Source organism: Micromonospora krabiensis (genome assembly GCF_900091425.1).
In the GTDB taxonomy this organism is placed as follows: Bacteria; Actinomycetota; Actinomycetes; order Mycobacteriales; family Micromonosporaceae; genus Micromonospora; species Micromonospora krabiensis.
In genome coordinates this window covers 3,386,397-3,413,369 of record NZ_LT598496.1, presented here as the reverse complement: position 1 = coordinate 3,413,369, position 26,973 = coordinate 3,386,397, and the positions used below count along the sequence as shown (strand labels likewise).

The 26,973-nt window shown below is 71.0% G+C and carries 41 protein-coding genes; 3 read left to right on the top strand and 38 right to left on the bottom strand.

From position 1 onward, the window contains the following. Positions 1-3: 3 nt before the first annotated feature. From GA0070620_RS15300 to GA0070620_RS15135, 36 genes are all read right to left on the bottom strand, one after another. Positions 4-363: a hypothetical protein gene (locus GA0070620_RS15300; RefSeq protein WP_091591437.1), complete on the bottom strand. Its 360-nt coding sequence runs from the start codon at positions 361-363 to the stop codon at positions 4-6. Then, complete coding sequence (locus tag GA0070620_RS15295) at positions 363-1,289, bottom strand: phage major capsid protein (protein ID WP_091591433.1); 927 nt, start codon at positions 1,287-1,289, stop codon at positions 363-365. Before GA0070620_RS15295 ends, GA0070620_RS15300 begins: the two co-directional genes overlap by 1 nt. A 22-nt stretch (positions 1,290-1,311) precedes the next feature. Beyond that, positions 1,312-1,701: a capsid cement protein gene (locus GA0070620_RS15290; protein WP_091591432.1), complete on the bottom strand. Its 390-nt coding sequence runs from the start codon at positions 1,699-1,701 to the stop codon at positions 1,312-1,314. A gap of 3 nt (positions 1,702-1,704) precedes the next feature. After that, positions 1,705-2,937: a head maturation protease, ClpP-related gene (locus tag GA0070620_RS15285; protein WP_091591428.1), complete on the bottom strand. Its 1,233-nt coding sequence runs from the start codon at positions 2,935-2,937 to the stop codon at positions 1,705-1,707. After that, on the bottom strand, positions 2,930-4,174 hold the full coding sequence (locus GA0070620_RS15280) for a phage portal protein family protein (protein ID WP_091591426.1): 1,245 nt from the start codon (positions 4,172-4,174) through the stop codon (positions 2,930-2,932). The genes GA0070620_RS15285 and GA0070620_RS15280 overlap by 8 nt, the downstream gene beginning before the upstream one ends. An 18-nt stretch (positions 4,175-4,192) precedes the next feature. Further along, the gene (locus GA0070620_RS15275; protein ID WP_091591424.1) at positions 4,193-5,851 is read right to left on the bottom strand and encodes a hypothetical protein; all 1,659 of its coding nucleotides are present in this window, start codon (positions 5,849-5,851) and stop codon (positions 4,193-4,195) included. Further along, a complete protein-coding gene (locus tag GA0070620_RS15270) occupies positions 5,851-6,264 on the bottom strand; it encodes a hypothetical protein (protein WP_091591422.1) in 414 nt (137 codons plus the stop codon). Before GA0070620_RS15270 ends, GA0070620_RS15275 begins: the two co-directional genes overlap by 1 nt. 172 nt (positions 6,265-6,436) lie before the next feature. Continuing rightward, a complete protein-coding gene (locus GA0070620_RS34230; protein ID WP_407940026.1) occupies positions 6,437-6,679 on the bottom strand; it encodes an HNH endonuclease in 243 nt (80 codons plus the stop codon). 191 nt (positions 6,680-6,870) lie between these two features. Further along, complete coding sequence (locus GA0070620_RS15260; RefSeq protein ID WP_091591418.1) at positions 6,871-7,818, bottom strand: hypothetical protein; 948 nt, start codon at positions 7,816-7,818, stop codon at positions 6,871-6,873. A 104-nt stretch (positions 7,819-7,922) separates the two neighbouring features. Continuing rightward, entirely contained in the window at positions 7,923-8,654 is a 732-nt protein-coding gene (locus GA0070620_RS15255) for a recombinase family protein (RefSeq protein WP_091591416.1), read from the bottom strand. Beyond that, positions 8,651-9,439, bottom strand: a complete 789-nt coding sequence (locus tag GA0070620_RS15250; RefSeq protein ID WP_091591413.1) for a hypothetical protein — start codon at positions 9,437-9,439, stop codon at positions 8,651-8,653. Before GA0070620_RS15250 ends, GA0070620_RS15255 begins: the two co-directional genes overlap by 4 nt. Positions 9,440-9,450: 11 nt before the next feature. Then, a complete protein-coding gene (locus GA0070620_RS32705; RefSeq protein WP_157741622.1) occupies positions 9,451-9,603 on the bottom strand; it encodes a hypothetical protein in 153 nt (50 codons plus the stop codon). A gap of 34 nt (positions 9,604-9,637) precedes the next feature. Beyond that, positions 9,638-10,042 carry a hypothetical protein gene (locus GA0070620_RS15245; protein ID WP_091591411.1) on the bottom strand — a complete coding sequence of 135 codons (405 nt, stop codon included), beginning with the start codon at positions 10,040-10,042 and terminating at the stop codon, positions 9,638-9,640. Between the two features lie 174 nt (positions 10,043-10,216). Further along, positions 10,217-10,882: a hypothetical protein gene (locus GA0070620_RS15235; RefSeq protein WP_091591407.1), complete on the bottom strand. Its 666-nt coding sequence runs from the start codon at positions 10,880-10,882 to the stop codon at positions 10,217-10,219. Continuing rightward, a complete protein-coding gene (locus GA0070620_RS15230; RefSeq protein WP_091591405.1) occupies positions 10,882-11,916 on the bottom strand; it encodes a DNA cytosine methyltransferase in 1,035 nt (344 codons plus the stop codon). Before GA0070620_RS15230 ends, GA0070620_RS15235 begins: the two co-directional genes overlap by 1 nt. Further along, entirely contained in the window at positions 11,916-12,617 is a 702-nt protein-coding gene (locus GA0070620_RS15225; protein WP_197677599.1) for a RuvC family protein, read from the bottom strand. Before GA0070620_RS15225 ends, GA0070620_RS15230 begins: the two co-directional genes overlap by 1 nt. Then, the gene (locus tag GA0070620_RS15220; RefSeq protein ID WP_091591402.1) at positions 12,614-12,922 is read right to left on the bottom strand and encodes a hypothetical protein; all 309 of its coding nucleotides are present in this window, start codon (positions 12,920-12,922) and stop codon (positions 12,614-12,616) included. Before GA0070620_RS15220 ends, GA0070620_RS15225 begins: the two co-directional genes overlap by 4 nt. Then, the gene (locus GA0070620_RS32700) at positions 12,919-13,659 is read right to left on the bottom strand and encodes a hypothetical protein (protein WP_157741621.1); all 741 of its coding nucleotides are present in this window, start codon (positions 13,657-13,659) and stop codon (positions 12,919-12,921) included. The genes GA0070620_RS15220 and GA0070620_RS32700 overlap by 4 nt, the downstream gene beginning before the upstream one ends. Next, a complete protein-coding gene (gene dnaB / locus GA0070620_RS15215; RefSeq protein WP_091598802.1) occupies positions 13,656-15,002 on the bottom strand; it encodes a replicative DNA helicase in 1,347 nt (448 codons plus the stop codon). The genes GA0070620_RS32700 and dnaB overlap by 4 nt, the downstream gene beginning before the upstream one ends. 98 nt (positions 15,003-15,100) lie before the next feature. Beyond that, complete coding sequence (locus GA0070620_RS15210) at positions 15,101-15,910, bottom strand: hypothetical protein (protein WP_091591400.1); 810 nt, start codon at positions 15,908-15,910, stop codon at positions 15,101-15,103. 3 nt (positions 15,911-15,913) lie between these two features. Next, positions 15,914-16,783, bottom strand: coding sequence for a hypothetical protein (locus tag GA0070620_RS15205; RefSeq protein WP_091591398.1), 870 nt, complete (start codon positions 16,781-16,783; stop codon positions 15,914-15,916). Continuing rightward, a complete protein-coding gene (locus tag GA0070620_RS15200; protein WP_091591396.1) occupies positions 16,783-17,616 on the bottom strand; it encodes a PD-(D/E)XK nuclease-like domain-containing protein in 834 nt (277 codons plus the stop codon). Before GA0070620_RS15200 ends, GA0070620_RS15205 begins: the two co-directional genes overlap by 1 nt. Further along, the gene (locus tag GA0070620_RS15195; protein WP_091591394.1) at positions 17,613-17,993 is read right to left on the bottom strand and encodes a WhiB family transcriptional regulator; all 381 of its coding nucleotides are present in this window, start codon (positions 17,991-17,993) and stop codon (positions 17,613-17,615) included. The genes GA0070620_RS15200 and GA0070620_RS15195 overlap by 4 nt, the downstream gene beginning before the upstream one ends. Continuing rightward, positions 17,990-18,268, bottom strand: coding sequence for a hypothetical protein (locus tag GA0070620_RS15190; RefSeq protein ID WP_091591392.1), 279 nt, complete (start codon positions 18,266-18,268; stop codon positions 17,990-17,992). Before GA0070620_RS15190 ends, GA0070620_RS15195 begins: the two co-directional genes overlap by 4 nt. Continuing rightward, a complete protein-coding gene (locus GA0070620_RS15185) occupies positions 18,265-19,068 on the bottom strand; it encodes a hypothetical protein (protein WP_091591390.1) in 804 nt (267 codons plus the stop codon). Before GA0070620_RS15185 ends, GA0070620_RS15190 begins: the two co-directional genes overlap by 4 nt. Beyond that, on the bottom strand, positions 19,065-19,802 hold the full coding sequence (locus tag GA0070620_RS34040; protein ID WP_157741620.1) for a hypothetical protein: 738 nt from the start codon (positions 19,800-19,802) through the stop codon (positions 19,065-19,067). The genes GA0070620_RS15185 and GA0070620_RS34040 overlap by 4 nt, the downstream gene beginning before the upstream one ends. Continuing rightward, positions 19,799-20,053, bottom strand: coding sequence for a hypothetical protein (locus tag GA0070620_RS15175; protein WP_091591387.1), 255 nt, complete (start codon positions 20,051-20,053; stop codon positions 19,799-19,801). Before GA0070620_RS15175 ends, GA0070620_RS34040 begins: the two co-directional genes overlap by 4 nt. Next, positions 20,050-20,223: a hypothetical protein gene (locus GA0070620_RS32690; protein ID WP_157741619.1), complete on the bottom strand. Its 174-nt coding sequence runs from the start codon at positions 20,221-20,223 to the stop codon at positions 20,050-20,052. The genes GA0070620_RS15175 and GA0070620_RS32690 overlap by 4 nt, the downstream gene beginning before the upstream one ends. Then, positions 20,220-20,438, bottom strand: coding sequence for a hypothetical protein (locus GA0070620_RS15170; RefSeq protein WP_091591385.1), 219 nt, complete (start codon positions 20,436-20,438; stop codon positions 20,220-20,222). The genes GA0070620_RS32690 and GA0070620_RS15170 overlap by 4 nt, the downstream gene beginning before the upstream one ends. Next, positions 20,435-20,650: a hypothetical protein gene (locus GA0070620_RS15165; RefSeq protein WP_091591382.1), complete on the bottom strand. Its 216-nt coding sequence runs from the start codon at positions 20,648-20,650 to the stop codon at positions 20,435-20,437. The genes GA0070620_RS15170 and GA0070620_RS15165 overlap by 4 nt, the downstream gene beginning before the upstream one ends. After that, positions 20,650-20,883, bottom strand: a complete 234-nt coding sequence (locus GA0070620_RS15160; protein WP_091591380.1) for a hypothetical protein — start codon at positions 20,881-20,883, stop codon at positions 20,650-20,652. The genes GA0070620_RS15165 and GA0070620_RS15160 overlap by 1 nt, the downstream gene beginning before the upstream one ends. Continuing rightward, positions 20,880-21,185: a hypothetical protein gene (locus GA0070620_RS15155; RefSeq protein WP_091591379.1), complete on the bottom strand. Its 306-nt coding sequence runs from the start codon at positions 21,183-21,185 to the stop codon at positions 20,880-20,882. The genes GA0070620_RS15160 and GA0070620_RS15155 overlap by 4 nt, the downstream gene beginning before the upstream one ends. Continuing rightward, a complete protein-coding gene (locus tag GA0070620_RS15150; protein WP_091591376.1) occupies positions 21,182-21,418 on the bottom strand; it encodes a hypothetical protein in 237 nt (78 codons plus the stop codon). Before GA0070620_RS15150 ends, GA0070620_RS15155 begins: the two co-directional genes overlap by 4 nt. Further along, on the bottom strand, positions 21,415-21,702 hold the full coding sequence (locus GA0070620_RS15145) for a hypothetical protein (RefSeq protein WP_091591374.1): 288 nt from the start codon (positions 21,700-21,702) through the stop codon (positions 21,415-21,417). The genes GA0070620_RS15150 and GA0070620_RS15145 overlap by 4 nt, the downstream gene beginning before the upstream one ends. Continuing rightward, entirely contained in the window at positions 21,699-22,061 is a 363-nt protein-coding gene (locus GA0070620_RS15140; protein WP_091591371.1) for a hypothetical protein, read from the bottom strand. Before GA0070620_RS15140 ends, GA0070620_RS15145 begins: the two co-directional genes overlap by 4 nt. Positions 22,062-22,253: 192 nt before the next feature. Continuing rightward, entirely contained in the window at positions 22,254-22,436 is a 183-nt protein-coding gene (locus GA0070620_RS15135; RefSeq protein WP_091591370.1) for a hypothetical protein, read from the bottom strand. A gap of 44 nt (positions 22,437-22,480) precedes the next feature. Here GA0070620_RS15135 and GA0070620_RS32685 point away from each other — a divergent pair, with 44 nt between their 5' ends. After that, entirely contained in the window at positions 22,481-22,744 is a 264-nt protein-coding gene (locus GA0070620_RS32685; RefSeq protein ID WP_157741618.1) for a hypothetical protein, read from the top strand. Positions 22,745-23,216: 472 nt separating this feature from the next. Here the strand turns inward: GA0070620_RS32685 and GA0070620_RS15125 are convergent, their stop codons facing one another. After that, complete coding sequence (locus GA0070620_RS15125) at positions 23,217-23,459, bottom strand: helix-turn-helix domain-containing protein (RefSeq protein WP_197677598.1); 243 nt, start codon at positions 23,457-23,459, stop codon at positions 23,217-23,219. A 134-nt stretch (positions 23,460-23,593) separates the two neighbouring features. Between GA0070620_RS15125 and GA0070620_RS15120 the strand changes: the two genes are divergently transcribed. Both GA0070620_RS15120 and GA0070620_RS15115 read left to right on the top strand, forming a co-directional pair. Continuing rightward, positions 23,594-24,001: a helix-turn-helix domain-containing protein gene (locus tag GA0070620_RS15120; RefSeq protein WP_157741617.1), complete on the top strand. Its 408-nt coding sequence runs from the start codon at positions 23,594-23,596 to the stop codon at positions 23,999-24,001. An 11-nt stretch (positions 24,002-24,012) separates the two neighbouring features. Continuing rightward, the gene (locus GA0070620_RS15115) at positions 24,013-25,164 is read left to right on the top strand and encodes a site-specific integrase (protein WP_157741616.1); all 1,152 of its coding nucleotides are present in this window, start codon (positions 24,013-24,015) and stop codon (positions 25,162-25,164) included. 273 nt (positions 25,165-25,437) lie between these two features. On the opposite strand, the gene GA0070620_RS15110 is transcribed toward GA0070620_RS15115, so the two are convergent. Next, a complete protein-coding gene (locus GA0070620_RS15110; protein ID WP_091591360.1) occupies positions 25,438-26,742 on the bottom strand; it encodes a L,D-transpeptidase in 1,305 nt (434 codons plus the stop codon). Positions 26,743-26,973 lie beyond the last annotated feature (231 nt).

Genomic DNA, 26,973 nt, shown 5'->3' with positions numbered 1-26,973 from the left:
GGCTCAGCCCTTGGCCTCGTCGCCCGAGCGCTGCCCAGACCGGCGGGCACGCCGGCCATCCTCGGACGCCTCCTGCACCCGCCGGGCCCGGTCCGCAGTGCCCGGGGTCGCCCCCGACGCCTCCGTCACCGGCACGTTCGGCGGCTCGCCCGGAACCGGCGTACCGGCCGGAACGGCGAGCAGCTCGGCCTCCCGGCTGCCCTCCTCCGCCACCATGCCCTTGCGGACGTGACGGTCCAGGTCCTCCTGGTTGACGCCCCCCGGCAGAGTCGCGCCCTGATGGAAACCGAGCACGACCTCCTGCCCCAGGTCGTTGTTCACCCGCAGGGTGACGTACGGGGCGGTCACCTTGAACGCCTTCATCAGGACACCACCCCGGTGATCTCCTCGACCGCGCCGGACTCCTGCACGATCGGGACCGTCTTGCGGCGGCCCTGCAGGTCCCACGCGTCCTGCTCGTCCTTGCGGATCGCCTTCACCTGCACCGCCAGGTCCGACACGGCGTAGCCGGGCGAACCGTCGGTCTCGTCGGCCATCCCACCGAGCTGCTGGGAGTCCAGCACCAGCGCGGTCGTCGTCAGCGACGGGGTCTTGATGACCGTCAGACCGGCCACGACCTCGATCTCACCCGTGTACACCGGGTTGTCGGTGGTCTCCCGCTGCCGCAGCTGCGCGATCGCGTCGGACAGCATCAGGTACGTGTACGCCTTCGGCGACACGACGAGGGTGTCCGGCCGGTAGCCCTGGTTGCGGTCCTCGATCCGCTGCACCGCCAGGAGGATGTCCTCCAGCGGCTTGCGGTTCGCGGCGGTCGCGTTGTCCCACGACCCGGCGGTGGCGGTGTCCGCGGCAGCCGACTGGATCGCCGACATGGAGATCGCGTCGACCTGCTTGATGATCGAGTTGACGACCTTGCGCATCGCCCGGTCGATCGCCGACCCGGCGTACGCGTTACGGGCGATCTCCTCGTCGGTGAGCAGAACCTTCTGCCCCCACTTCGAGATCGCCGCCACCGCGGCGGTGCCGGTGGCCAGGTTGGCGTACGGGTACACCGAACCGGCGCCGACAGCCTCCACGGCCCGGTCGGTGACGAACGCCTCCGACTGCTCGTACAGCACCGCCCCACCCTGGGAACGGAACCGCTGGGTGAGCAGCTGGTCGGAGACGAACCGCAGGTCGCGGTAGTCGCGCAGGCGCCGCTGGATCAGCGCGGGGCTCTGCAGGAAACGCGAGATGGTCAGCTGGTCGCCCGAAAGGGTCGGCGCGGCAGCCGGGAAAGTGCCAGGCACTTGAGTGCTCCTCTCGGGGTTCTCAGCCGCGGCCGATGAAGCGCACCTTGTTCGGTGCGGTCGCGGTGGTGGTGGCGGTGCCGATCAGCGTGCCGGCCGCCGCAGCGGTGGCGACGGCGGCGGTCGCGGCGGTGCCGGACGCGCCAGTGACCACGCCGTCGCCGGCGGTCACAGTGCCCGCGGCCACAACGGTGACCTCGTGCTCGACGTTGGTCAGCGGCCACACGGTGACGCGGGCGCCGTTCGCGGCGTCGTGGGCGGCCACACCGACCACGGCGGTCGACGCGGCGCCGGCCGGGGCGACCGTGGACACGCCGGAGGCGGCCACGATCTGCCCGCCGGTGATGGCGGCGGAGGCGGTCTTGGTCATCGGCTTGTTGCCGTTGGTGTAGACCGGGGTGTAGTCGGCCATGGCTCAGGCCCCCTTCCGGCTCGGCGGGAACAGCCCGGCGAACTCCAGCTCGAAGTCGGCGTCGGTGGCGTCAACGGCGTAGCCGAGCGCGGCCACCGGGACGACGTTCTTGGCCAGCCCGGCGATCAGCTCACGCGCGCCCTCCGGGTCGGCGTCCCACGCCCGCTCGTAGTGCGGCTTACGGGCCGGCGGGAACTTCCCGTCCGCCACCGCCTGCGCGATCACGCTGTCGCGCTCCTCCCGCCGGCGGCGCGCCTCAGCGGCCTCCAGCCGGCGGATCGTCTCCTGCTGCGCGTCCCACGCCGCCTGGTCGATGACCATCTGGCCGGTGGTGGCCTTCGGCTTCGACGCCGGCTTCTCGGGCTCGCTGGTGTCTTCGGGCGGGGTCGCCGACGGCCGAGCCAGCAGAGCTGCCTTGATGGCGTCGTCGCCCGCATCCGCGGCGAGGGCGAACCGAGCACGAAGCTCCGCACGCTCCTCATCGGTGAACTGCATCTCGGCAGCTCCCTTCCTCGTTTCGGACGGCCCGGTCGCCGGGTCGGCGTCGGGGGTCTGTTTCACAGCCGCCGCGTGGATGCGGCGGGCAGCCTCGGCCGCGGTCACCCGCGGGCGGGCCGAGTTCGTGGGGGCCGGCTTGTCGTCGTCGGCGAGAGCGTCCGCGAGGCCGGCTTCGACCGCCTCGGCGGCCATGTACCACGTGTCGGTGCGCATCGTTGCCCGCCACTGCTCGACGGTGCCGCCGGCGCGGGCCGCGTAGATCCCGGCCAGCGAGTCGGACATCTTGTCGAGCACGTCGGCAAACTCGCGCATGTCGTCGGCGTTGCCCATGACCAGCCCGGAAGCGTCGTGGATCATCATCTGTGAACCGCGGTTCATGACGATCCGGTCGCCCGCCTGCGCGATCACCGACGCCGCCGACGCGGCGATGCCGTCGACGACAACGGTCACCTGCGCCGGGTGGTCCTTGACCACGTTGTAGATGGCCACCCCGTCCCAGGCGTCCCCGCCGGGCGAGTTGATCCGCAGCGTGATGGCATCCACGTCGAGGGCGCGGACCTCCGCCGCGAAGTCCTTCGCCGCGGTACCCCACATGCCGATCTCGTCGTAGATGGACACCTCGGCCGTGCGGGCATCGGCCTTCGCCTCGATCCGGTACCAGTCGCCCGCCTTCGCGGTCGGCCGCGACCGGAGCCGCTCCAGCCGCTCGGGAAGCTGCGGCAATGCCTGCTCAGGCATCGGGGTCCTCCTGGCTCGGGGGTGCGGGGGTGGGGCGCGGGTAGTCCTTCGGGGGCAGGCCGTACGCCTGCCGCGCTGCCTCTTCCAGCGACCGGTCGGGCAGCAGGATCCCCGCGTCGGCGAGCATCTTCAGCGCCTGCGCTGTCGCCGCCTGCCGGGAACCGATCTCGTCGAACACCACCCGCGGTGCGGGCTCGTCCTCACCGAAGTTCAGGTCGACGAGGTCCTCGACGATGTGCTGCGTCGCAACGTCCGCGACCTGCTGGGCGAGGGTCTGCAGCGACAGGGTGAAGAAGTCCGCGAACGTGGTACCCAGCGCCCACGAGCCGGTCTGAGTGCCCAGGTTCAGGAAGTGCGCGAGGACGGCGCGGGCGATCTGCTCGTCGTGGTAGCGGATCGGCTTGTCCGCGTCCGGCAGCTCACCGGTGACACCGAGCAGCTCCATCTTCGCGCCGTACGGGATCGCCGACCCCGCCGACTGACCGGCGCGCCACGCCTGCGCCATCTGGGCGCCCTTGGTCAGGTCCGCCTCGTTCTCAGCGCCGGTGTACAGCGGCACACCCATGCCGTTGCGTTCGATAGTCTGCGCCTGCACCCGCAGCAGCCGGTCCTTGATGAGCCAGTTCTTGTAGCAGGACCGCAGCACCGACCGGCCCAGCCAGTTACCGCCCTCACGCTCCAACACGTAAGCGACCAGCCGGTCCACCGGGATCGGCCGCGCCCGGTCGCCGGTCTTCGCGCTGTACTGGGTGATGGAGATCAGGCCACCGTCGGCGGCAACGTCGACCTTCTCGATGGTGCGGGGCATCCGCTCCGCCAGCTTCCGCAGCCGAGCCCGGCCCTGGCCGTCGATGCGGTACACCTGCTCGAAGAACATGTGCCCGAACGGCAGCATCAGCAGCGCCAGGCGAAGATGCTCCGGCCACGAGAAACGGTCCCTCGTCCGTGGCGTCGGCTCCGGGTTGCGGCCCGCCACCGGCAGGCCGAGGTCCTCCGCGATGAGCTGCACCACCTCGTCACGCGCACCCGCCGGGTCGATGCGCCACGGGGTGCGCCGCAGCGGGTAGGTGACCGCGCGGAGCACCGACCCGACCTGCGAGTCCTGGGAACGCATCGCGTCGTAGACGGCCACCGACTCCGGCCACCGCAACTCCGGCGTCGGCTCCTCATCGGCCGTCCACCAGTTGTTACCGGGGTAGGCGTGGGCGTAGCCGATCTCGTTCACCGGTGCGGTCACCGCCCATCACCTCCCCTGTCAGAAGCCCGCCGAGGCAAGTCCGTCTGTCTCCCAGCCCGCATCCGCCCGACCGGCAGACACCACAACCGGTGGCGCCGACGGGGGCTTCGGGGCCCATCCGTGCTCGATGGCGTGTGCCCGCGCCGAGCGGGCAAGCACTGCGGCGACCGCGGCGTCGATCCACATGCCGTCGCCGCGCTTCGCCAGCTTCAGGTAGTGCGTCGTGAGCAGTTCGTCCTCGCCTGGGCGGGGCCGCTTCCGGTCGCCCTTGACGATCACCGCGTTCTTCGCGTGCCGGGACAGCGCCTCACTGCCGTCGTGCGTGAACTCCCGGCCGGCGAACGATGTGGTGAACCGCTCGATGGCCTTGTCCATGCGTTGCTGCACGTTCGTGGGGAACTCGACGATCCGGTCCGGCCACAGCGCCGACCACGCGTCGAGGTAGTCCTGCCACCGGTACGGGTCGGCGAACATCACCGCCACGTTGTAGGCGCCGAACGTGTCTCGCACCGCCTTGTCGACCTCAGTCGACGGCACCCGCCAGTCCGGCGCGGCATCCGTCGGCCGCTCCCACACCCGGATCTGCACCAGATGCCCATCGGAGATCCGGCAGGCGATCAGCGCGGTCGCATCCCGGTACTTCGACCCGTCGAAGCCGAGCGCGATCCCGTCACCGGGCCGCAGACCGTCATCCGACCGTGCCTGCAGGTCCCACGCCTCTGGCAGCACGAACGTCGACTCACCGACGACGATCTCGTTGAGGAAGAACCGGCGGCGGTCAGCCTCCATGTACCGCGGCGACCGAACCTCGTGCATGATCCGGCCGCGGATGTTCACCCAGCCGCCGCGCTCCCGCGCGCTGTCGCCGTACTGGCGGAGCAGCTCCGCGTAGAGCGCCTCGTCGTCGGTGAGGTCATCGACGCGCTGGGGCTCGATCGTGTCGACGTACACGCGGTCGTCACCGGCCTCGGCGGTTACCTGCGCCTCCGAACCCTCCGTCGGGTCCCACGCGTTTGTCAGCTCCAGCCAACGGCCGTCCATGCCGGCGACGTTCCGTTTCACCGCGCCTGCCACCTTGCGGTAGCCGCCTTGCAACGTGAACAGGTGCGACTCGGTGATGGTCAGGAACGTCAGCGGCGCACCCAGGCGGGCTTTCGCGCTGGTCGTGACCGGCTCGATCTTCCCGCCGCCCGGCAGGGTCACTTTCGTCTCGCCCGCGTCGATCCCCCGCAGGTTGATCAGCGGGCCGTTGCGCAGCGACGACAGCAGCGGGCGCCACGTGTTGTCCGTCTGATCCTCCGACGTGCCCAGACACACGATCAGCGGCGTCGGGTACGGCGCACCGACCGGCTCACCAGCGGCGTTCCAGCCATCGAAACGGGTCGGACCGAGTGCCTCCGCGAGGATGATGGCCCCGCCGAACGGGTCCTTGCCCCACTTCTGCGACCGGCGCAGCTGCCCGCCCGTGAACCGCAGGGCGTCCGGCGCCGGCCACGGCCCCGCGTGCGGGTACAGCCGGTAGTAGTGGACCAGGAACGTCCACATCTCGTCGGTCAGCTTGTACGGCTCGCCCATCCGGTAGCCGTCGGGGATGACGACGTTCTCTTCGATCCACTCACCGACGTCGTAGCCGAGGGTGGGGAACTCGCCGGGCTCGTTCGGGCCGCGCCACGGCATCAGCCCACCGCCTTGATCCGATCCCGCGCACCCTGGGACTTCTCCCGCTGCACGCCGACCTCGTCTGAGGCGATCTGCCACAGCAGCAGCCGCATCGACTTCGGCGTCAACCCGAGCCGGTCCTCCAGCGCCGTCACCTGCGCCAGCAGTGCCGCCGTCGCGTCCGTCTTCTCCGCGGCGACCATCACCCGGCAGTAACGGGCCACCGTGCGGGTCCAGCCCATCTGCTCCCACGCCACGGCCTGCGGCGTCGCCCACAACTGGGCCCACGCCTCCCGCTCGGCGCCGGACATCTTCCCAGGTAGCGGCCACACCGGCGGCTCGCCCTTGCGTCCCTCGGCGGGGAGCAGGACGGGGCCGACCCGAGCGTTGCGGCGGGCCGGGTCGTGCTTCGGCGGCTGAGGCATGGTCACCCCCAGTAACGCTCGCCGGGCATCATCACGCTAGGTGAGCACCATCGGATCGTGGGAACCGTACAGAAGGCGAGGCGGGTGCCCCGGGGGTCCGGCTTTGCCATGATCCAGATTTTTCTGAGATCAACCGTCACCCTCAGTAACATCGCGCTAGTCACTCTGAGTTACGCGACTACCGTGCGCCCTTCGCGCTGTTGCACGACCGGCACAACACCTGCAGGTCACCGGACTCCGCGCCACCCGCGGCCACGGCATCGACGTGGTCTGCGGTCAGGTCGCTCGCCTCGTGCGGGTCACGCCGCCAGCCAGGGCACCAGTCCCCGTGCTCGCGTCTGTGCGCTGCCACTGCTGCTGCCCTGCGCTTGTCCTCGGCGTGGGTAGGTCGGGGCCGGCGTTGGCGCTTGGCTTGCAGCATGGCCCGCTCGCGGGGCCGTCGGCAGGTGGTGCATCTGGTGCCGTCGGTGAGGGTGCCGCAGTCGAGGCAGATCCGGCGGGCCATCGTTCACCCCCGAACGTGACGAAGCCCCGCTGTCCTGGGGAGGATGCGGGGCTTCGAAGACACTGGGTCCGTCTGTAGATCTATCGTCCGTCCTGCTCAGAGGCTTGTCAAGCCGCGACGCCCGTGGTACGACGCGCCACCTCGGCGACCACCTGCCGCACGTCTCCGACCCGGTACAGGGGGCGTCCTCGCTCGTCGACGCCGCGGGCTTGGATCCGACCGCGGTCGGCGTAGTTGCGCACCATCGACGAGGTGACGGGCCGGTCGAGGACGGTGAGCGCTCCCGCGATGAGGGCGGCGTGGGCGAGCACGTCGTCGGCTTCCCCGAGCAGCCACACCCTGCGCTCCCGCACGTCGTGCCACGCTTTGCAGGCGGGGCACTTGACGGTGCCGTCGTCGGTACGTGCGTACAGCTCCTCCTCGCACCGCCCGGTCGGGGCGTACTGGTCGGTGAGCTTCTCCGCCCAGCAAGGGCCGGCGTACCAGAGCGCCGGTGGGGCGTCGACGATGCGGACGATGGTGGCGCCGGCGGCGGCCAGCACGGTCATCGCTTCTTCGGCCTCCTGCCGGTAGCGCAGCCATTCGAGGTGGCCGAGCAGGAACGCGGCGGCCCGGGCGACGGGGTGCGGGACGCGCTTGCCCCAGATCACCGAGCAGGACTCGTGACGGCAAGCCCCCTGAGAGCCACACAGAGGCCCGAACGCGGGTCCAGGCATACTCGGGTATACCCCGCGCGTTTCGGCGACGTGGCGGGCCCACGTGACGATGTCGCTGCTCGCGCGGTCGCCGCGCTGCCGGGCGCCGGGATCGAATGGCAGCGGCGTGGGACGCAGCCCGCCGGGCATCTTCACCTCGCCGGGCTCCCACTCTTCGGGCTGGGCCCGCCCGTGCCGGTCGGAGTAGCGGGCGAGGCGGGCGACGGTGGTCTCCACCTCCGCGGCGGCGGTGATGACGTCGCGCAGGTATCGGGCGGTGTTCGCGGTGCAGCGGGGGCACACGTAGGCCGTGTCCCGCACGGGCTCGCCGCACAGGTCGCAGGTGGTGTCGGTGGTCATGGTCTGCTGGTCCCCCCTTGTAGGCTGGCCGTGCGCTGAGCTGCCTGTTCGGGTGGCGGGTGGTGGGCCCTCTGGTTGTGTCGGCCAGGGGGCCCACCGGCGTCTTACGGGGTCATGGCCTTGCCGCGGTGGCGGCCGGTGGCTTGGCGGCGCAGCACGTCGGACACTCCGGCGGACGTCCACTGCTTCCCGCGCTTGGTGGTGCGGCCCTCGGCGTTGAGGGCGGCGGCGATCTGCCGGGTGGAGAAGTCCTGGGTGTGCAGCTCGACGAGGCGGCGCAGGGTGGCCTGCTCGGTGGGGTCCTTGACGAGCTGCTTGTTGACGGACCGCTGCCCGAACGCCGGGGAGCCGTAGGCGAAGCCGCCCCGGTTGGCCTTGAGCCGGCGGCCCCGGCGCATGCGGAGGGCGATCATGTCCCGCTCGTAGGTGTTGACCGCGCCCATGATCGTGCGGATGAGCTTGCGGGACGGGTCTTCGGGATCGTCGCGGAGGTTCGTCTCGGTGGAGCTGGTGGAGTACACCTCGCCGCCGAGCTTCCACACGGACTGCATCAGCGTCTCTTGGACCATGGTGTCGCGGGCGAGCCGGTCGAGCTTGTAGACGATGACCCCGCCAGCGCGCTTGCCGCTGATGGCATCTTCGACGTCCATCCAGCCTTCGCGGGCGAGGAGGGCGCCGCTGATGCCTTCGTCGCGGTACCAGGCGACGATGCGCCGCTTCTGTTCCTTGGCCCAGGTCTTGATGGCTTCGGTTTGGACGTCGAGGCCGTAGCCGTCTTCGGCTTGGCGGTCGGTGCTGACGCGGAGGTACGCGACCAGCGGCGGCAGGGTGATCACGACTTGCCCGCCCGCTCATCGGCCTCGGCCATGTCGCACACCCGGGCGTAGACCGCCGGATCGCGCTGCCCCTCAGGGACTGCGGCAAGCAGTCGCATCCGGTCCAGACGCGCCGTCGTCGCCTGGAATGCCCGCCGCTGGCCGCAGCGGGCGCAGAATCCGTACGGCTGGCCCTTAGAGTCGGCGTCGTCGCAGACCGGGTCGACACACAGGCACACCCGGTGGGCGCTCTGCACCGCCGAGCAGTCCATGTGCATCAGGTGGCGCTCGCCGCGCCACCACGGCCCGCGCTTGCCGCCGCCGCCGTTGCTGACGTTGACGGCGTCGCCCTTACGAGACCGCCCGCCGCACCACTGGCAGCGGGTAAGGAGCCGACGGCGCATGTGTTGCAGCGGCGGGATTTGGATGCACCAGTGGTGGACGTGCCACCGCCAGCCAGATCTCAGTTCGTACTTCCAGGTGCCGTCGGGCTGCTGGGTGCGCTCCTGGTGCTTGCACACCTCCCCGGAGTCCTGACCGCCGGGCTCGACGTGCCAGATCGTGATGAACGCCGGCCAGTACCAGCCGCGACCGGCGATCGTCCAGAACGCCGAGTACGAGCCGGGCCGCCACCACGGGAACGGATTCGATGCCTCGTGCTTGGCCCGTTCGGCACGGCAGTGGTCACCGCAGACGTGGTGGTAGCGCGCCTGCCAGCGCGGCTGGCCGGGCTTGGCGTCGTGCAGCTTCGACCGCTCCGGCCACGGGCGACGGATCTCGAAGGCGACAACCATCGGGTCATGCATTAGCTGTCCTCTCATGTGGTCTGACCTGCGGTGCCGTAGCTATTGAGATAGATCCGGCGCTCTGGGTGTCTGATTCGCGCGCCGGGCCCGGTGCTGACGAAGGAGCCGGCCTCGCGCATCTTGAGGCAGTACCGGCACTTCCGTGGGGCGTAGGTGGTGGTCACGATGCTCCTTGTCGATCTACCGGTTTTGTGGGAGTTATCCCGTAGGGCTGGCGGGGTCGGGAGCCTCGACCCACGGCGTCGTGTGCTGGTGGCGGCGCACCACCTTGGCCGTACCGCGCCAGCCCGGGGTGAGCGCGGCTTCCCGGTCGTGCGCCCTCACCATCGACTCCGCGCCCTGGCGGGTGGTTGGTATCTGGTAGGGGGCGGCGGGCTCGCCGTCGATGAGGTACTGCGCGGCGAACTGCTCGACCGTCGCCGTCCCCTCGGGCAGGAGCCGGCCGGCGGCGGCGAGAGCGTCCAGCACGGCGCGGGCCATCGAGTAGCCACCGGTCGCCATCCCCCGCATCCGCGCATCGGCGATCACGTCGGCCACCGTCTCGACGTCGGTGTCGGTGTACGGCTTGTCGCTCATCTCGCCGCCCTCCCGGTGATCAGTCACGAGCCACCTCGTCCACGAACCACGCCCCGCACGAGCAGACGTGATCAGCCCCGAACTGCCCGTCCTTACGCTCGACGTGACCGGCCGCCTCGATGCAGACGCACACCTCACCGTCGGCTTTCCAGACGGGGCCGACGCGCTTCCCGCACTCGGCCTCGCCGCCCTCCCGGACACTCACGACCGGGCCCCGGCGCACTCCGGGAAGTGCAGGTAGGCGGTCTCCCCGCAGTCGGGGCACACGTACGGCTGATTGCTTGCGGCATGGGCCGCAAGCGCCTCGGTGAAGTCGTCCGGGTCATACGCCGGGTCGATGTACCCCGGGTTCACGCCGTAGCGCACCAGCACCTCCACCAGCCACTCCTCCCACTCGCCGTTCAGCGCGCCCGCCTCCGGCGTCAGATCCCACAGAAGGGTCGGCGCGTCGATGGGGCCGAGGAACGCCACCGCGGCGGCCATGGACGACTGGGCGAGCAGGCTGAGGTAGCCGATGTCGGGGCGGGAGCCGGGCTCCGGGTTGGGCGGCAGGTTGCTGTATTCGCGGTTCAGGACGGCCAGGGCCGCGAGTGCCTGTGCGGCGTAGTGGCGCACCCAGGCGTGCTTGGTGGCGTCGTCGCGGGTTTCGGGTGCGGGGGCGAGGCGGTCGGCGGTGTTGAGCGGGTTGGTGTCGGTCACGGTGCTCTCCTGGCTGGTCTGCTCGGCCTCGTACGCGGCGCGCACGTCGGGGTCGCGGAGCTGCTCGGCGAGGTGCGGCGCGAAGTCGTCGGCGAACTGGTCGGTCACGGTGTCCTCCTGGTTGGTTCGGTGGGTGTGCGGGGTGGGCGGCAGGGACACGACAGCCATCACGCGGCCGTCTCCAGGCGCGCGGCCGGCACCCCGGCGGCGACGGAGAGAACCGCGGCGGCCAGCCCCGGCGGAACCGCGTTGCTGATCTGGTGGAACCGGGACGTCTTGTTGCCGTGCCACGGGTAGTCCGCGGGGAAGCCCTGGAGGATGGCGGCCTCCCGGTAGCCGACCTGCCGGCGGCCATCGGGGGCCGTCCAGCGCAGGTTGCCGGGCCGGGAGCAGACGATGGTGGCGGCGGGCTGGTCGGCGGTACGGACGGCGGCGTTGGCCTGCGGGCCGTGGGTGAGGGTCCAGCCGGTGCCGTAGCTGTTCGCCTGGTCATACGCCCAGCGGGGGGCGCGGTTGCCGGTGATGGTGCGGGCGGGTCGATTCACGCCGACCCAACCGAGTGCTTCGCCGAAGGTCACCCAGGGCTGGCGCACGCCGAACAGGGCGTCGGCGGGCGGGTTCTCTTCGTGGGTGGTCTCGGGCTGGTGGACGGGGCGGACGCGGGAGGCGATGAGGATGGCCCGCTCGCGGGTCTGCGGCACGCCGTAGTCGGCGGAGTTGAGGATGCCGGTCCACACCGAGTAGCCCCAGCCGCGGTAGACGTCGGAGATGTGGCGCCACAGGGGCAGCACCTCGGGCACCTGCTCCAGGGCGACCCATTCGGGGCGGAGGTCGCGGACCCAGCGGACGGGCTGGGCGGCGTGGTGGCTTCGGTCGTCCTCCCAGGGCATGTCCTGCCAGTGGTCGTCTCCTGCGGCCATGCGGTTGACGAGGGCGTGGACGCGGGCCTGGTCGAGTAGGCCGAGCTGCTTGCCGGCGCGGCTGAACGGCCCGCACGGTGGGGAGCCGATCTTGCCTCGTACCTGTCCGGCGAACGGCGCGGTCGGGTAGGTGGAGACGTCGGCCTGGATGCGGAGGTGTCCGGCTGCCTTGGCGGTGGCGCAGGCGTCCCACCAGTTGTCGATGCCGATGATGTTGCGCAGTCCGATCCGGCGGGCTCCTTCGTCCCAGCCGCCGGCGCCCGCGTACAGGTCGAGGTTCATCAGGCGGCGTCCTTTCGGGTGTCGTCGGTACCGCGGCCCAGTGCGGCGAGGGCGGCGGTCTTCTCGTCTGGTTCGCCGTGGCAGATGGGGCACCAGCCGGACGGGCGGGCCGGATGCCCGGGGGTGTCGCAGGCGTTGGGGTCGCGCTGGGGTTCGCCGTAGCCGGCGGCGCGGAGCAGGTCGGGCCACTGGACGGCGTCGAGGGCTTTGCGGTGGGTGGCGGGCATGTCGGCGAGGGGGTGGCCGAGGTGGTCGGCGGCCATCGCGGCGAGGATGAGGGCGTCGGCTTCGTCTTCGCCGCCGTCGAACCAGGGGAAGCGGCGGGCGACGGCGAGCATGATGGCCGCCTTGTCGGCGTTGCCCTTGCCGGTGGCGTACCGCTTCACCGAGGTGGGGTCGACAACGGCGAACGGGATCTTGTTGACCCACAGCCGCTGGGTAGTGATCCACCAGAGGCCGGCGCGTTCGTGGTGGCCGCGTTGGATGCCGGCGCGTTGGGTTCCGTAGGCGGGGCCTTCGACGGCGATGAGGTCGGCTCGGTAGGCGAAGTCGCCGATGCGGTCTTCGATCCACTGGAGGCGCTCGTGGCCGCGGAGCTTGGTGGGCGGCTTGATGGTGTCGGTCCAGCCGTTGCCGGCGACGCCGGTGCAGGTGAGTGACAGGTCAAGGCCGATGACTTTCGGCGGTGTCGGCTGGGTCACGGCTTGGGCTCCTGTCGGTGGGCGCGGGTGAGGCGGTTGAGGGCGAGCTGCTGGCGGGCGGCGACCTCCGGTAGCGGCGCCGGCGGCCGGTACGCCACGTACTCGGCCCGCATGTGCGGCGGGAGCTCGTCGACGATTCGCTGCCACGTGCCCTCGTCGACGGAGTCGGCGACCTGGTGCCAGTGGGTGAGGACGGGGTCGGGTGCGGCGGCGATGCAGGCGAGGTCGTGGGCCCGGTTGGCGGCGGCGATGCGGCGGCCTTCTTCGGCGATCCGCTCGTAGGTTTCGGGTTCGAGGTCTTTCACTTGGGGCCTCCGTGGCGGGGGTGGCTTTCGGGCTGGTAGCAGGTTTCGCAGTAGCCCCGGCCGCTGTCCCGGTAGGTGTGGCCGGTGGTGGGTGCGGCTGGCTTGGCGGCGGGTCCGCGGAATTGGGTGATGTCGCCTGAGGCGATGAGGGCGTCGATGTATCGGCCGGGGGCCTTGGGCTTCCGTTCGGAGATCACCCGGTCGTAGATCCGGCGGGCTTCCTCTTCTTCTTCACCCAGTGCGGCGGCGATGCGGGCGACCGGTGCGGCAGAGGATGAGGAAGAAGGCTTGGTAATGACTTGGTTGTGTGCACCTGGTGCACTAGCCCGGTGCACCTCCTGCACTAGCGCTAGTGCATCTCCTGCACTAGCTGGTGCACGACGTGCACTAGCAGACCCGGCATTCCGGACGGCGGCTAGTGCAGCACGTGCACTAGCGGGGATCGACAGTTGGTAGTGCGTCCGCTCCTTCTTCGACCGCGCGTTCTCCTTCGTCGGCCGCGACCGCACCACCCAGCCATCCCGCTCCGGCGTCTTCTCGCACTCGTTGAGGTGCCCGGCGACCGCCCGGCGCGAAAGCCCCGTCCGGTCAGCCAGCCCCGTCAGCGACGGCCCGTACTCGGCCGGCACATACCCGCCCGGCCAGTTCGCGACGACGGAGAGAGTGAGCAGGATCAGCCGGGCCGGCGCCGGAAGGTCCGACGCCAGCACAGCCCGCTCAAACTCCCATCGCTTCATGCGATGGCCACGTCAACGAAGCGCGACAGGTGCAGCTGCGCGGCGGCGGTGATGGTGTCCTGCGGACCCGACCGGTTCTTCGCGACGATCAGGTCCACCTCGCCGCCCCGCGGCGACTCCTTGTCGTAGTAGTCGTCCCGGTGCACGAAGATGACCAGGTCGGCGTCCTGCTCCAAAGCTCCCGACTCGCGCAGGTCCGACAGCATCGGCCGCTTGTCGGTGCGCTGCTCCGGGCCCCGGTTGAGCTGGGCGACCGCGATGACCGGCACCGACAGTTCCTTGGCGAGCAGCTTCATCCCGCGGCTGATCTCCGCGACCTCCTGCTGCCGGCTCTCCGACTTGCGGGCCGGCGTCATCAGCTGGAGGTAGTCCACGACGATCAGCGCGAGGCTCTTGCGCTGGGCGAGCCGCCGAGCTCGGGCGCGGATCTCGGTCATGGTCACCGACGGGGTCGGGTCGATGTGTAGGGGCGCGTCGGCGAGCTCCAGCTCCGCTTCGGCGAGGCGCCGCCAGTCGAGCTCGCTGAGGTGCTTGGCGTCGCGCAGGGCGTGCAGCGGGATGCGGGTTTCGGCGGACAGGATCCGCTGGATGAGCTCGTCCTCCCCCATCTCCAGGGCGAAGAACGCGACGGGCTTGCCGGCGCGGATGGCGATGTTGCGGGCGACGTCGACGCCGAAGACGCTCTTGCCCATGCCGGGCCGTCCGGCGACGACGACCAACTGTCCGGGGCGGAGGCCGCCGGTGAGCCGGTCGAGGTCGGACAGGCCGGTGGGCAGTCCGATGACGGCGTCGGGGTTCGCGGCGGCGGCGGAGATCGCTTCCAGGGTGGGGCCGATGAGCGCGGACAGGGGGCTGAGCTCGCCGGAGTCGTGGCGGGTGGTGGCGTCGTAGAAGTCCTGCCCGGCCTGGTCGACGGCTTCGGTGTATTCGATGCCGGGGTCGAGGGCGAGGCGGATCATCTTGTTGCCGACTTCGGCGAGGCGGCGGCGGCCGGCGTGGGAGCGGATCCGTTGGGCGTACCAGCCGGCGCTGGCGGCGACGGGCACGGCTTCGACGCATTCGAACAGGTAGGGGGCGGCGCCGATGCGTTGGAGGTCGCCGGTGGCCAGGAGTTTGGCGGCGACGGCGGCGGCGTCGGTGGGTTCGCCTTTGACGTACAGGTCGGTGATGGCGCGGTGGATGGTGCCGTGTGCGGGCCGGTAGTAGTCGGCGGTGTCGACGAGCTCGATGACGTCGGCGATGGCGTCGCGGGAGAGCATCATCGCGCCGAGGGTGATGCGTTCGGCGGCGAGGTCGTGGGGTGGTGTGGTCCGGAGGTCCCGGTCGTCGGTGGTGATGGTCATCAGGTCCCCCCTGGTGGTGGTTGCGGTGGTGGTGTGGCGCCCTGCCGCGACGTGAGCGCGGGTGTCCCGGCCGGTTCCGGTGTCAGGGCGGGCCGTCATCAGGCGGCCTTGCGGGTTTGCGGGGTTTGGGACTCCCAGCGGGGTTTGCCGGGGATGCCGTTGTCGCGGCGGAGTTTCTCGATGGCGCAGCCGGCTTTGGTGGCGCGTCGGTGGCCGGGTCCGGTGCGCGTGTCGGCGCAGCCGGGCCAGCGCAGGAGGTGGCCGATCTCGACGTCGTGGAGGGTGCGGGCGAGGCGGCGGACGGTTTCGATGAGGTCGGGCCGGTGGGCGGCGAGCTGCTCGTAGGTGAGCCGGCCTTCGCACGCCTGGGCGACGGTGGTCTCGTCGTAGCCGTCGTCGGTGGGCTCGGCATCGACCTTCGGCTGCTCGTCCGGGTCGTCGATGTCGTCCCAGGCCAGCGGCGGCGCGTAGCCCGCCTTCCGGGCGCGCGACCGGGTCCGGTCGGACGTGCCTGGAACGGTCGACAGGGTGCGGAACGCGCCGTCGATCAGCTGCCAGGTGTTGTAGGTGACAAACTCTCGGGCGTAGACGATCCGCTGGACGTGGTGTTCGGACAGGCCGGCGGCTTCGCCGATGGTGGTGGAGGTGTGGCCGAGCGCCCATAGGGCTTGGATCCGGCGGTGGGTTCCGGTGGCGTCGATCAGCCGCGGTGTGTTGCGGCCTTCGCGGCGGCGCTTCTCGTAGATGCGGTTCGCGTTGCGGGCGTGGGGGCAGCGGCATCCGGCCTTGTAGGCGGATGACGTGCCGTGGATGTTGGCGGTGCAGTCGGGGTTGCGCTTGCCGAGGCACTGGCCGCGGCGCAGCACCTGCGCGTGTGGCGCGGGCCGGTCGATGGTGGCGGTGGTCATGACTCATGCCTCCGCGACGAGTTCGGCGGAGCGGGCGGCCCACGCGTCGAGCACCTGCTGGTCGCGGATTCCCTGCTCGCGGCAGACGGCCTTGATCTCGTCGAGGCGGGCCTGGGTGTCGGCGGCCCTGATCTCGTCGAGCACCTCAGAGATGGCGAGCAGCTCCTCGCGCTCGCCGGGCTCCCACGGCGCGCTCGCGCCGGCGGCGATGGCGTCGTCGGTGGCCGCGACGGCGAGCGGTACCTCGGCGGGCGTCTCGATGAAGTCGGCAGCGGACACGAGCCGCGGCGCCGGCCGGGATTCGACGACGGCGCCCTGGTCGCGGATCTCCTCGACGGTGTACGGCATTCCCATGATCGCGTCGGAGGCGATCCATCGGCACACCTCGGCGGTGGCCCGGGCGACGAGCATCGCGGCGGGCTGCTGCTTCCACTGGGTCTTGCCGAGCAGGCCCAGCTTGGCGGCGCGGTCGAGGTCCCAGGTGGACGTCTGCCACTCGGTGTCACCCTTGCGGCGCCCGGACACCACGGCACGCTCGGCGGTCGACTCGTCGATGCGGACGTCGTGGCCAAGTCCCTGAGCGATCGCCCGGAGGGTGATGGCCTTCGGGGCGGGTGTGCCCTGGATGTTGTCGAACGCCCGCAGGGAGGCGATCGGCGACAACCCCACCTCGGCGCCGGCGAGGATCGCGGCGGCGGCCTCGGCCGGCTTGCCCCGGTAGGCCTGCGGGGCGACGGCGGTGTTGCAGATGCCCTCGGCGAGGCTGTGCGCGGCGTGCGCGGCCTGGGCCCACTGGACGAGCTGGGCGGTGGCGGGTTCGGTGCCGGTGGGGACGGCGAGGTGCTGGTCGTTGCGGACGGCGATGTCGCTCATCAGTACTCCAGGTTGCGAAGCGCGTACGGCGGAAGGGAGATGGTGGTGATGTCGTCGGCGTAGCCAGGCCACACGCCGGTGCGCTGGCACTCGGCGAACCGGTCGATCGCCCGGTTGTTGAGGTGCCGGCCAGCCGCCAGCTCGTCGGGCCCGAGCTGCACGACGTGGATCAGGTGCGGCGGGCGCTTCTCGACGAACACGAACAGGAACGGCAGCTCGCCGAGCCCGAGCGCGCGGGCTCCCTCGAGGTAGAAGTCGGCCTGCGCGTGGTAGCCGTATCGGGCGATGGCCTTCGCGACGTGCTCGCCGTCGGCGGACTCGCACGACTTGAGGTCGACGATCGCGTCGGTGCGGAGCAGGTCGAGGCGGGCGCGGCGCCAGATGCCGGTGCGGTCGTCGGTCCAGAACAGCGACTGCTCGACGTCGCCCTTGGACAGGAGCGCCCCAGCGATCGGGTGGGAGCGGACGGCGTCGGTCATGGCGTCGACGTCGGCGGCCTGGTGGGCGAGCAGCGGCACCTTGCCGGCCGCGTATGCGGCCTTCTTCGCCTCCTGCGCGGGCTTGGTCTTCCAGTCGCGGAAGTCGCACACGACGGTCTCCGCGCCGGTGCCGAGCACCTTGGTGTGGAAGGCCTTGCCGAGGTCGAACTCGTCGCGGCTGGGCGGCGGGTTGCGGCGCTCGTAGTCGAACCGGGCGGGGCAGGTCTCGAGCAGCTTCCGGGCGCCGGATGACGACAGGCTGCCACCGGGGACGGGGTCGCGGTGGTAGACGTCTTCGGGCATGTCCGGGTGGATGCCGGGTTCGGTCACCTCGAGCACCGTGGTGGTGGTCATCGCTTCCTCGTTTCCCGGACGCGGTTGCCGTCGACGAAGGAGGCGCAGGGCCGGCAGCGGACCTGGTTGTCGAGGCGGGGCACGAACACGTCGTTGCAGCGGACGCACCAGCGGGGTTCGCGTTTGCCGGCGAGGTTGCGGCGTTCGGTGCCGGTGAGGCCGGCGCGGACGCCGTGCCAGTCCCGCAGGTCGAAGGACTCGCGGAGGCACTGTTGGGCGACGGGGCAGCCGCGGCAGACGGCCTTGGCGTACTGCTCGCCGGCCTTGTCGGACGGGTCGGGGTGCATGTGGTTGGGGTCCTCGCCGAGGCACTGGCCTTGGAGTCGCCAGTTGAGGTCGAGCGGTGTGGCGGCGGGCCGGAGGGTCAGGGCGCTCATCGGGGCACCTCGGTCATCTGCCGCCAGATGTGGGCGGGCTCCAGTTCGTGCTGCCAGGGCTGCCAGGGCCCGAGGAGGTCGACCTCGTATTCCGCGGTGGCGGTGATGGCGGCGATGGGCCGGCGGAGTACCTGGGTGGTGTCGTCGTTGGTGCGGTGGCGGCCGGGTCGGCGGGTGTCTTCGGTGAGGCCGGCGAGGAGGTCGGCCCAGTCGTTGTCGGCGCCGGGGTGGGTGTCGGTGCGGCCGAGGATGCGGTCGATGAGGTTGGCGATCACCGGGCCACCTCCGCCCGCTTGCGACGCCGCCATTCACGAAGAGCGACGGCGGCTGCATCGCGGCAGGGGTCGCACGGCTTCTCGCCGTTTCTGCGGTGGCGCTTCTCCCCTTCACGCGATCCGCAGGCAGCCGGCCCGCGCGCCTCGTGGCTTCCGGGTAGGACTCCGAGGGGGTCTCCGGTCCTCCTGAAGCGGGTGTAGTGCTTAGCGCAGTAGCCCCGAGCAACCCGCTTGCCTTCGCATCCGTCCACGCCGCAGCGTGCGGTCTGGCCAGGGGCGGGGCTTCGTCCGTTGAATCCCCGCGTCTGCTCCTGTGCAGCCTTGAGCTGGCCGATTCGGACGACTGCGGCGTCGCGCTCCGCGACCAGTCGGGCGTTGTCGGCGGTCAGCCGGCCCACCTCGGTGGCGAGGGTGGCGGCCTGCGTGCGGGACTCGGTGAGGGCGGCGCGGAGCTTGGCCATGTCGGCGGCGTACATCCGGTTCAGTTCTTCACGCATCGCGGCTACCCCCTGGTCCCGCTCGGCGCGGAGCTTCTCGACCTCGTGGCCGGGCACCAGCAGGTGCGGGCCGTCGTTGCCGTACAGCTCGTCGCACAACTCGTGCCACTCGCCGGGCTCGGTGCCGCCGCTGTGGTGCTGGTCGGCGTTGAACCACCGCTGGTCGCCCCAGGCGTTGGCGTCGCTGCGGAAGTAGACGGCGTAGGGCTCGCGGTTCGGGTCGTACCAGACAACGAAGGCGTTGTTGCCGGGCTCGTCGGTGAGGGCCTGCGCGCGGATGGCGTCGATGTCGTTGGTGGTCATCGGGCCACCTCCGGCCGGATCATCGAGCCGAACAGGGCGATCGCGGAGTCCTGGAGCTGGTCGACGGTGGGCTTGAGGGCGGCCCTGGCGGCGTCCCAGGCGGCGGCCCTGGCGGCGTCCCCGGCGGCGTCCCTGGCGGCGGCCCCGGCGGCGTCCCAGGCGGCGTCCCCGGCGGCGTCCCAGGCGGCGGCCCAGGCGGCGGCCCCGGCGGCGGCCCAGGCGGCGGCCCCGGCGGCGTCCCTGGCGGCGTCCCTGGCGGCGTCCCCGGCGGCGTCCCAGGCGGCGTCCCAGGCGGCACGCGCCTTCGCCGCACCAGCCTTCACCACCGGCCCCGCAGCCTCAGCCGCCGCCAGATCCACAATCCGCCGCAAGTCCCGCAGCGCCTGCGCCTCTGCCGTCAGTCCCGCCAAGTCCAGCCACGCCGGGGTGTACGTGCGGACCAGCCAGTCCAACGCCAGGTATCCGCGCTGCTCGTCCAGCCCGTCACCGCGGGTTCCCGGCAACTGCGGGATCAGCGGCACCAACTGCTGCCGCTTGTCGTGCGGGAGGACGTCGTTAAGGCGCTGCCCGAACGTGGTGAGGACGGGGGACACGCACTTCGGGGCGTCGGTGTGCTCTTCGCCGGCGAAGTAGGCGACGGCTTCCATGACGCAGAGGCCGTCTTCGCGGTCGTCGTGGGCGCCCCGGTCGAGGACGATCGAGGTCAGGTCGATGATGATGTCGTTGGTGGTCACAGCGGGTACTCCCGTTCGTGCGTGGTGGGAAGGTCATGAAGGTCGGCGAGCCACTCGGCGGGCACCCGCTCGCGGTCGGCCATGAGGCGCATGACCTCGGCGCGGTAGCCGGCGGCGGCGGCGCGGGCTTCGCGTAGCTGCTCGTCGTGGGTCTGCCGCTGTTCGGCGAGGTCGTGTTCGGCGGACTGCCAGCAGCAGGCGCAGGCGAGGGCGAACGCGAGGGCGAGGAGGGTGACGATCCACGGGGTCATCGGGTCACCTCCGCGCTGGCGTCGCAGCATTCGCCGGCGGGGGCGGGGCAGCCGTGGAGGCAGGATCCGCACGACTTGTCGTTGCAGTACTCGCCGGTGTCGTCGGCGGCGCATCGGGCGGGGTCGCAGATGCAGCAGGCGGGGCGGACTGCCGGCAGGTAGGTGCTCATGCGGCCCTCCGGCGGGTGAGGTGGGGCAGGTGCAGGCGGGGCAGTTGCCGGCGGTGCCAGGCGATTGCTGCGGCCCGGTGGGTGGGGTCGGTGATGGCAGTGCGGGTGGCGGCGATCTGGTGCCGGTAGGCGGTCCAGCGCAGCCACCAGCCGCCGGCTTTGAAGGTGATGGCGTGGGTGGCGAGGAGGGCGGCGACGATCAGGGCGGCGGTCACGGCGTCACCGCCGGGGTGGGGATCCCCCGCTCCCGCAGGATGGCCAATCCGGTGTCGAGCATCTCCTCGCCGATTGCGTCGGCGATCTCCCCGTGGGCCTCGGGGTGCCGGTCAGGGTCGGCCCCGAACCACCGCATCAGTTCGGCGGCGAGGTCCCAGGTCCCGGAAACCGGACCGAACGCGATGTGGCAGGCGCAGGTTTCGTCGTTCATCACGCCTCCCCTCGTGCCTGCCGCGCCCGGGCCACGACCTCGAACACCTCGGCGCAGCCGCGCCGCAGCTCGGCCACGAACTCGTCGGTGTCCATCGCGGCGAGCTGCTGGTCGTAGGTGCGGGGGTGCCAGGGCCGGCGGGTGTGCCGACGGGCGGCGGGTCCTGCGGCCGGCGGTGAACGGGCGGAAGCCGGCGGTGAGGGCGGCATGTCACCCAGGTCGAAGGGGCTCATCGGGCACCGCCCTCGGCTCGGGCAGCCGCCTCACGCTCCTGGTCGTCAGCCAGGCGCAGCAGGAACAGCGCGTACTGGCGAAGCTGGTCGCGGGTCACGGCCTTCTGGAGCCCGCCATCGGCGAGCGGCCGGTCCGAGACGCTGAGCGAGACGTAGAGCGACGCGTGGTCGAGGTCGATGCCGAAGGACAGGTTGCAGCCGAAGTCGAGGTCCCATCGAACCGCCGACGACTCCATGCCGTCCGCGTCGGGCTCGTCGAAGATCGGCGCTCTGTATGCAGCCCGCGGGGTGTCGATGCTCATCGCGTCCACCCGAACTTCCGGGGCGACGTCATCGCGTTCAGCCAGTCCCGGCGCACCGCCTGCCGGTACTCCCGCTCCGCGTCGATCAGCCGCCGCGCCTCGGCCGCGTAGTGGCCGGTTTCCACCGCGTGCTCGGCGGCCAGCTCGGTCAACCGCTGGTCGGACAGGAACGGCAGGTCGGCGGCGAGGTGCGTGAGGACCACCCGCTCGGCGGCCACCTGCGCGGGGCTCACCGGGCACCGCCGAACGTGGCGGGCAGGATGTCCAGCGCGACCAGCCGCTGCACGGCCTGCCCGACGCTGCCCGCCGACAACCGGGTGGGGACGAACACGCCGTCGTCGCCGTGCGCGATGGTGATGGTCCGGGCGTCCTGGTCCCACTCGACGGCGAGGGTGGCCGCCTGGATGCTGTCGGCGTTGACCCAGCCCCAGCACTCGAACCAGTGCCAGCCGTTGTCGCGGGCCCAGCGGCGGATCGCGACGAGCAGCTGCCGGTCGCCGCTGTCGGTGGCGGTCATCGGGTCACCACCTGACCGGCAGCCGGCGCGGCGGTGATCGGACCCCACCGGCCGTCCAGCACCTGCCACGTGTAGACGTCGCCGCAGGCGTCGAGGCAGACCCATCCGTCTCCGTGGCGGGCCCACGCCGCCCCATCGCGGTCGTACACGACGGTGGTGCTGCTGGGCTCGGCGGTGAGCGGGGCGGCAGGGTCACCGACCTGGCTCAGGTAGATGTTCGGCACGAACGCCTTCAGCGTCTCCGCGTACTCCCGCACCCCCGCCGCGTAGGCGGTGGAGAACTCGGCCGGCAGGATGCCGAGCGCGACCAGCAGGTCCACGGCCTGGCGGACACTGTCGGCCGGGTAGTCGGTGGACATGCCACGGAAGTGGGGGTGTCGGTGTCCTTGCGCCACACCTCGAAGCCGGACTCGTTGGGGTGGACGGCGATGGTGGCGCCGTCTTCGTAGCGGGCGTTCTGCCAGCCGCGCCATCCGGCGCTGGTCCAGCCGTTGTCCTTCGCCCACTGGGCGGCGCGGCGATGAGTTCCCGCTCGGTGAGGATCATGTCGTTCACCGGGTCACCGTCCGCATCACGAGGCGGCTACCGCCGTCCTGCGTGTAGTTCGCCCGGTGCAGGTCCAGCTCGGCGGCGAACGCCGCGTCGGCCTCCTGCCGGTCGGTGGTCTGGATGACGGGGTGCCTGCGGCCGGACGGGGTGTGGATCTCCTCCACCCGGTAGGTCGTGGGCTTCATGCGATACTCCTTTTCGGTCGGCGCTCCGCGATGTCCTTGCCGGGATGCGGGCGCTGTACTGCGTCTCGGGCCGGGCGGCCCGGACAGGTCAGGCGGCCGGCTTGGTGCTGGCCCTGCTGCGGATGCGCCGGCACTCCCGGCACTCGCGCCGGGCGATCCCGTTGGCGCGGGTCCGCGAGTACGTGTTCCGGTCCGAGTACTCGTGGCCGCTCGGACAGTGGGTCTTCGCCGCGTTCTGGTGCGGCATCGTGTGCTGGCTGCGGAGCACGTTCTCCCGCGAGTCACCACGTCGAGGTGGGCGGGGTTGACGCACCGCCGGTGCCGGCAGGTGATCCCGCCGGGGCAAGCGGTGTCGGCGTTGTGGCATCGGTGGTCGACGATCAGCCCGGAGGGGATGGCGCGGCTCAGCAGCTCGTGGGCCACGCGGTGAGCACCCACGCCGCGGAACAGGCCGTAGCCGTCGTCGTCGACGAGGCCGCGCCACATCCAGCAGGCGTCGGGGCCGCCGGTGGTGTCGACGTGGGCGATGAACGCGCGGAGCCGCAGCGGGCTGACGGTGATCACGCCGCCGCCCCCTTCTTCGCCAGCGGCCCGTTGAGGGCGGGCTGGGGAGGAACAGAGCGTCGATCTGCTTGACGTCGGCGGGGGAGAATCGGACGAGCCGGCCACCCGGGGCGCGGGTGAACGGGATCTCCCGGGCCTTCACGCGGACCCGAACCCACTCGAACGACACGCCGTAGCGGGCGGCGAGCTGCTGCATGTCGATGAACACCGGGGTGCTCATGCCGCAACCTTCAGCAGAGTTCGGCGCTGCCGCGGGCCGGTGAGCTGGAGCTTGGTGCAGATGCGGAAGTAGACCGGCGGCGAAACCCGAAGCCGGGCGCCCCGCTCGATCTGCGACAGGTACTGGCGGCTGATGCCGCAGGCCGAGGCGAAGGAGGCCACCGACTCGCCCTGGAGCTTGCGAAGCTCCCGGAGCTTCGGGCCGTCGATCTCGACGCCGGCATGTGGTGGTGTTTCCATGCACAGCATGTTAGCCAAAGTAAGCCAATGTCAGCAAGAGGGGGTGGCTGAACTTGGCCAACATTGTCCGAACGGTCTAGCGCGGGGTGACCGGTAGCTATGATCAGCACCCGTCCGCTGGCACAATGCCGAACATGGATGACCGGGGAGGGCAGGACCAGCTCGCGACACTGGTCCGCGCACGACGAATCGAGTTGGGCCTAAGTGCCCGGGCTGCGGCCCAAACGGCTGGTATTGACCGGAATACGTGGGCCTACCTGGAGAACGGGACCCGCCGTACGGCCGAGTTCAACTACGCCGGCATCGAACGCGCCCTCCAGTGGGCGCCGGGAAGCATCCAGCGGGTTCTGGAGGGCGGCGAACCAGCGCCCCTGGAGCCCGACACCCCTCAGACGCCAGACGACGAAGAGCTGGAACTGGTCCGCACCGACCCGAAGCTCACCGACGAGATGAAGGAACGGATCATCACCCTGATCCTGGAGCGCCGCGAACGCGACAAGCAGGAAACCCGCCGGATGATCGACCTCTTCCGCCGGGGCTGACCCGCGTGTGGGTGGAGAAGAACGGCCCGACGTACCGCATCCGCGACATCATCGACGGCAAGAAGGTCACCCTGGAGAAGGGTTGGCCGAACAAGACCTCAGCCAAGAAGAGACTGACCACCCTGCAGGCCGACCGGATCCGCGGCGACTTCATTGACCCGCGAGCCGGTCGGCTCACTCTTGCCGAGTGGGTGCAGATGTGGTGGCCCGGCCATGAGGCCAACCTGAAGCCGACCTCCCGCCAGTCCGAGGGTTCCCGGGTGCGGATGCACATCGTGCCGTTGCTCGGTCACCTCGCCCTCGACGAGGTCGACAACCTCGCCATCCAGGCGTGGATCACCAAGCTGATGACCGGGCTACCCGACCTCGACCGGCCAGGGAAGTGGGTGCGCCGGCCGCTGTCGGCGAAGACAGTCCGGTCCTGCCACGGGCTGCTCCACACCCTGATGGGCGCCGCGGTGCGGGCGCGGAAGATCCGCGTCAACCCGTGCGCGGACACGTCGCTGCCGGGGCTTACCCCTCGGGAGATGCGGTTCCTCACCGAGCCGGAAGCCGGCCGGCTGCACGCGGCGGTGCCGGAGCACTGGCGGCCCCTGGTTCTCCTGCTGGTCTCGACGGGGCTGCGGTGGGGTGAGGCGGTGGGGCTGCAGGTCAAGCAGTTGGACGTGCTCGGCGGGAAGTTGACGGTGGTGCGGGCGATGCATGAGATGGCCGACGGGTCGCTGATCTTCGGCACGCCGAAGACGGCGCGCGGTCGGCGGACGGTGACGTTCACGCCGAAGGTCGCCCAGGCGCTGGTGCCGCTGCTGGCGGGGAAGGACCGGGAGGATCTGGTGTTCACGACGCCGTCGGGTAAGCCGGTGCGGGCGCGGAACTTCCGGCGGGGCTGGCTGGAGTGGACCGCGGACGCCGGCCTGGCGGGGTTGCGGATCCACGACCTGCGGCACACCCAGGCCGCGTGGTTGATCTCGGCGAATGTGCCGCTGTCGGCCATCAGCCGGCGGCTCGGGCACGGGTCGATCGCGGTGACCGACGGCCTGTATGGGCACCTGTTGCCGCAGGTCGACGCGGGCATCCTGACGGCGGTGGCGGACGCGTTGGAGCACGTCGACCCGGAGTTGCTCACGGCGGAGTTGGACGACGAGTTGGTGGAGGAGTTGTAGGGGACTGGTAGGGGAATTCCCCTACCCGGCGACCCCGGTTGATACCCGTTACCCCCCGACGCGTGCAGGTCAGGGACGGTGGCGACCCTCTGACCAGGGCGTCAAGGCGAGTTCAATTCCCATCAGTCACCCCACATCGTCAGGCCCCCTCTCCGAGGGGGCCTGACGCGTTTCCCGAGCGGTCCGTGGGTCGTCAGCGGTGCGATGCACGTACGACGAACGGAGCCCCCGCCGCGTGGCGGGGGCTCCGGACGGTCGTGCGGTGGGCCGCGGTCAGGCGGTGGGACCGGTGCTCGGGGTGGTGTCCGGGTCCGGGGTGGCGTCGGTGCCCGGCTCGGCCGGCGGCTCGTACGGCAGGGCGCTGCCCTTCACGTAGTCGTCCCAGCTCATGTTCCAGTCGGTCCAGCCGTTGCCGTTCTGCAGCTTCCGCTCGGTGCCCTTGACGGTGATCGGGTCACCGATGCGGGTGTTGCTGAACAGCCAGGCCCCGTTGGCCATCGAGACGTTCACGCAGCCGTGCGACACGTTGACGCTGCCCTGCTGGCCCTCGGACCAGGGCGCGGCGTGGATGAACTCGCCGCCCCAGGTCAACCGCTGGGCGTAGTCGATCTTCGTGCGGTAGCCGTCCTCCGGGCCCAGCTCCTCGAAGGTGTCGAAGACCGTCTTGCGCAGCTTCTCGATCACCACCATCGTGCCGCTGGACGACGGGGTGCTCTTCTTGCCGAGGCTGACCGGGATGGTCTTGATCACCGAGCCGTCGCGCGTGACCGTCATCCGCTTGGTCTTGTTGTCGACCGTCATGATCAGGGACGGGCCGATCTTGATGTCCACGGTGAGGTCGGCGCGGCCGTACCAGCCGTTGCCCATCGGCAGGCCGCCGGCCTGGACCCGGTAGGAGACCTTGCTGTTGGCCTTCCAGAACTCCTTGGGCCGGTAACGGACCTCGGTCGGGCTCACCCAGTGCCAGATGCCCTCCTGGGCGGGCGTCGAGGTGACCGTCATCCGCCGCTGCACGTCGTCGCGGTAGTCCTCCGGGATCGCCCGGCTGAACTTCACGATCAGCGGCATGCCGACGCCGACCGTCTGGCCGTCGCCGAGGAAGCTGCTCACGCGGATCTGGTTGGCGGGCTTCGCCATCGTGGTGAACGTGCTGGTCGTCGTGGTGGGACGGCCGTCGTCACCGATCGCGGTCACGGTGGCGGTGTAGGTCTCGCCGTAGGACAACGCGCCGGCGGGCAGCCAGCTCTTGCCGTCGGCCGCGAGCTGACCCTCGACGGCCTTGCCGGCGGAGTCCTTCAACTCGACGGTGGTCTCCACCGCGTCCTTCGTGGTGAAGGTGATGCCGGTGGAGGCGGGGACGTCCTTGGCGTCGGCCTGCGGCTCGCTGATCGTCGCCGCGGCCTTCGGGGCGGGCGACTCGCCGCCGCCCTGCCACGACGACGGTTTGCCGCCCCCACCGCTGGTGCAGGCGGAGGTGAAGGCCAGCGCGACGGCGACCACCCCCGCCGCGAACAGGCGGCGCCGCCGCACGGGGCGGTCGACGCCCCGTCGGATCAGCTTGTCCTGGTCAGCTCGCATGATGTCCTCACAGTCTCGGTCCCCCGCACGACCCATCCTCCCTCAAAGACGCACGAGGACAGGTACCCGTTGCAGGGGGTGAAACGAAACACCTGGAGACATGGTGCCGGATTGTTGCTACGATCCGCCGTTTTGCGAGTCCGGCTCGCCTCAGCTGCCGACTTCCGGCCTGACCTGCGGTGATGCGCCTCTCGGTCGAGGCCGGCCGGGATGGCGCCGGCCCGTCCCCCG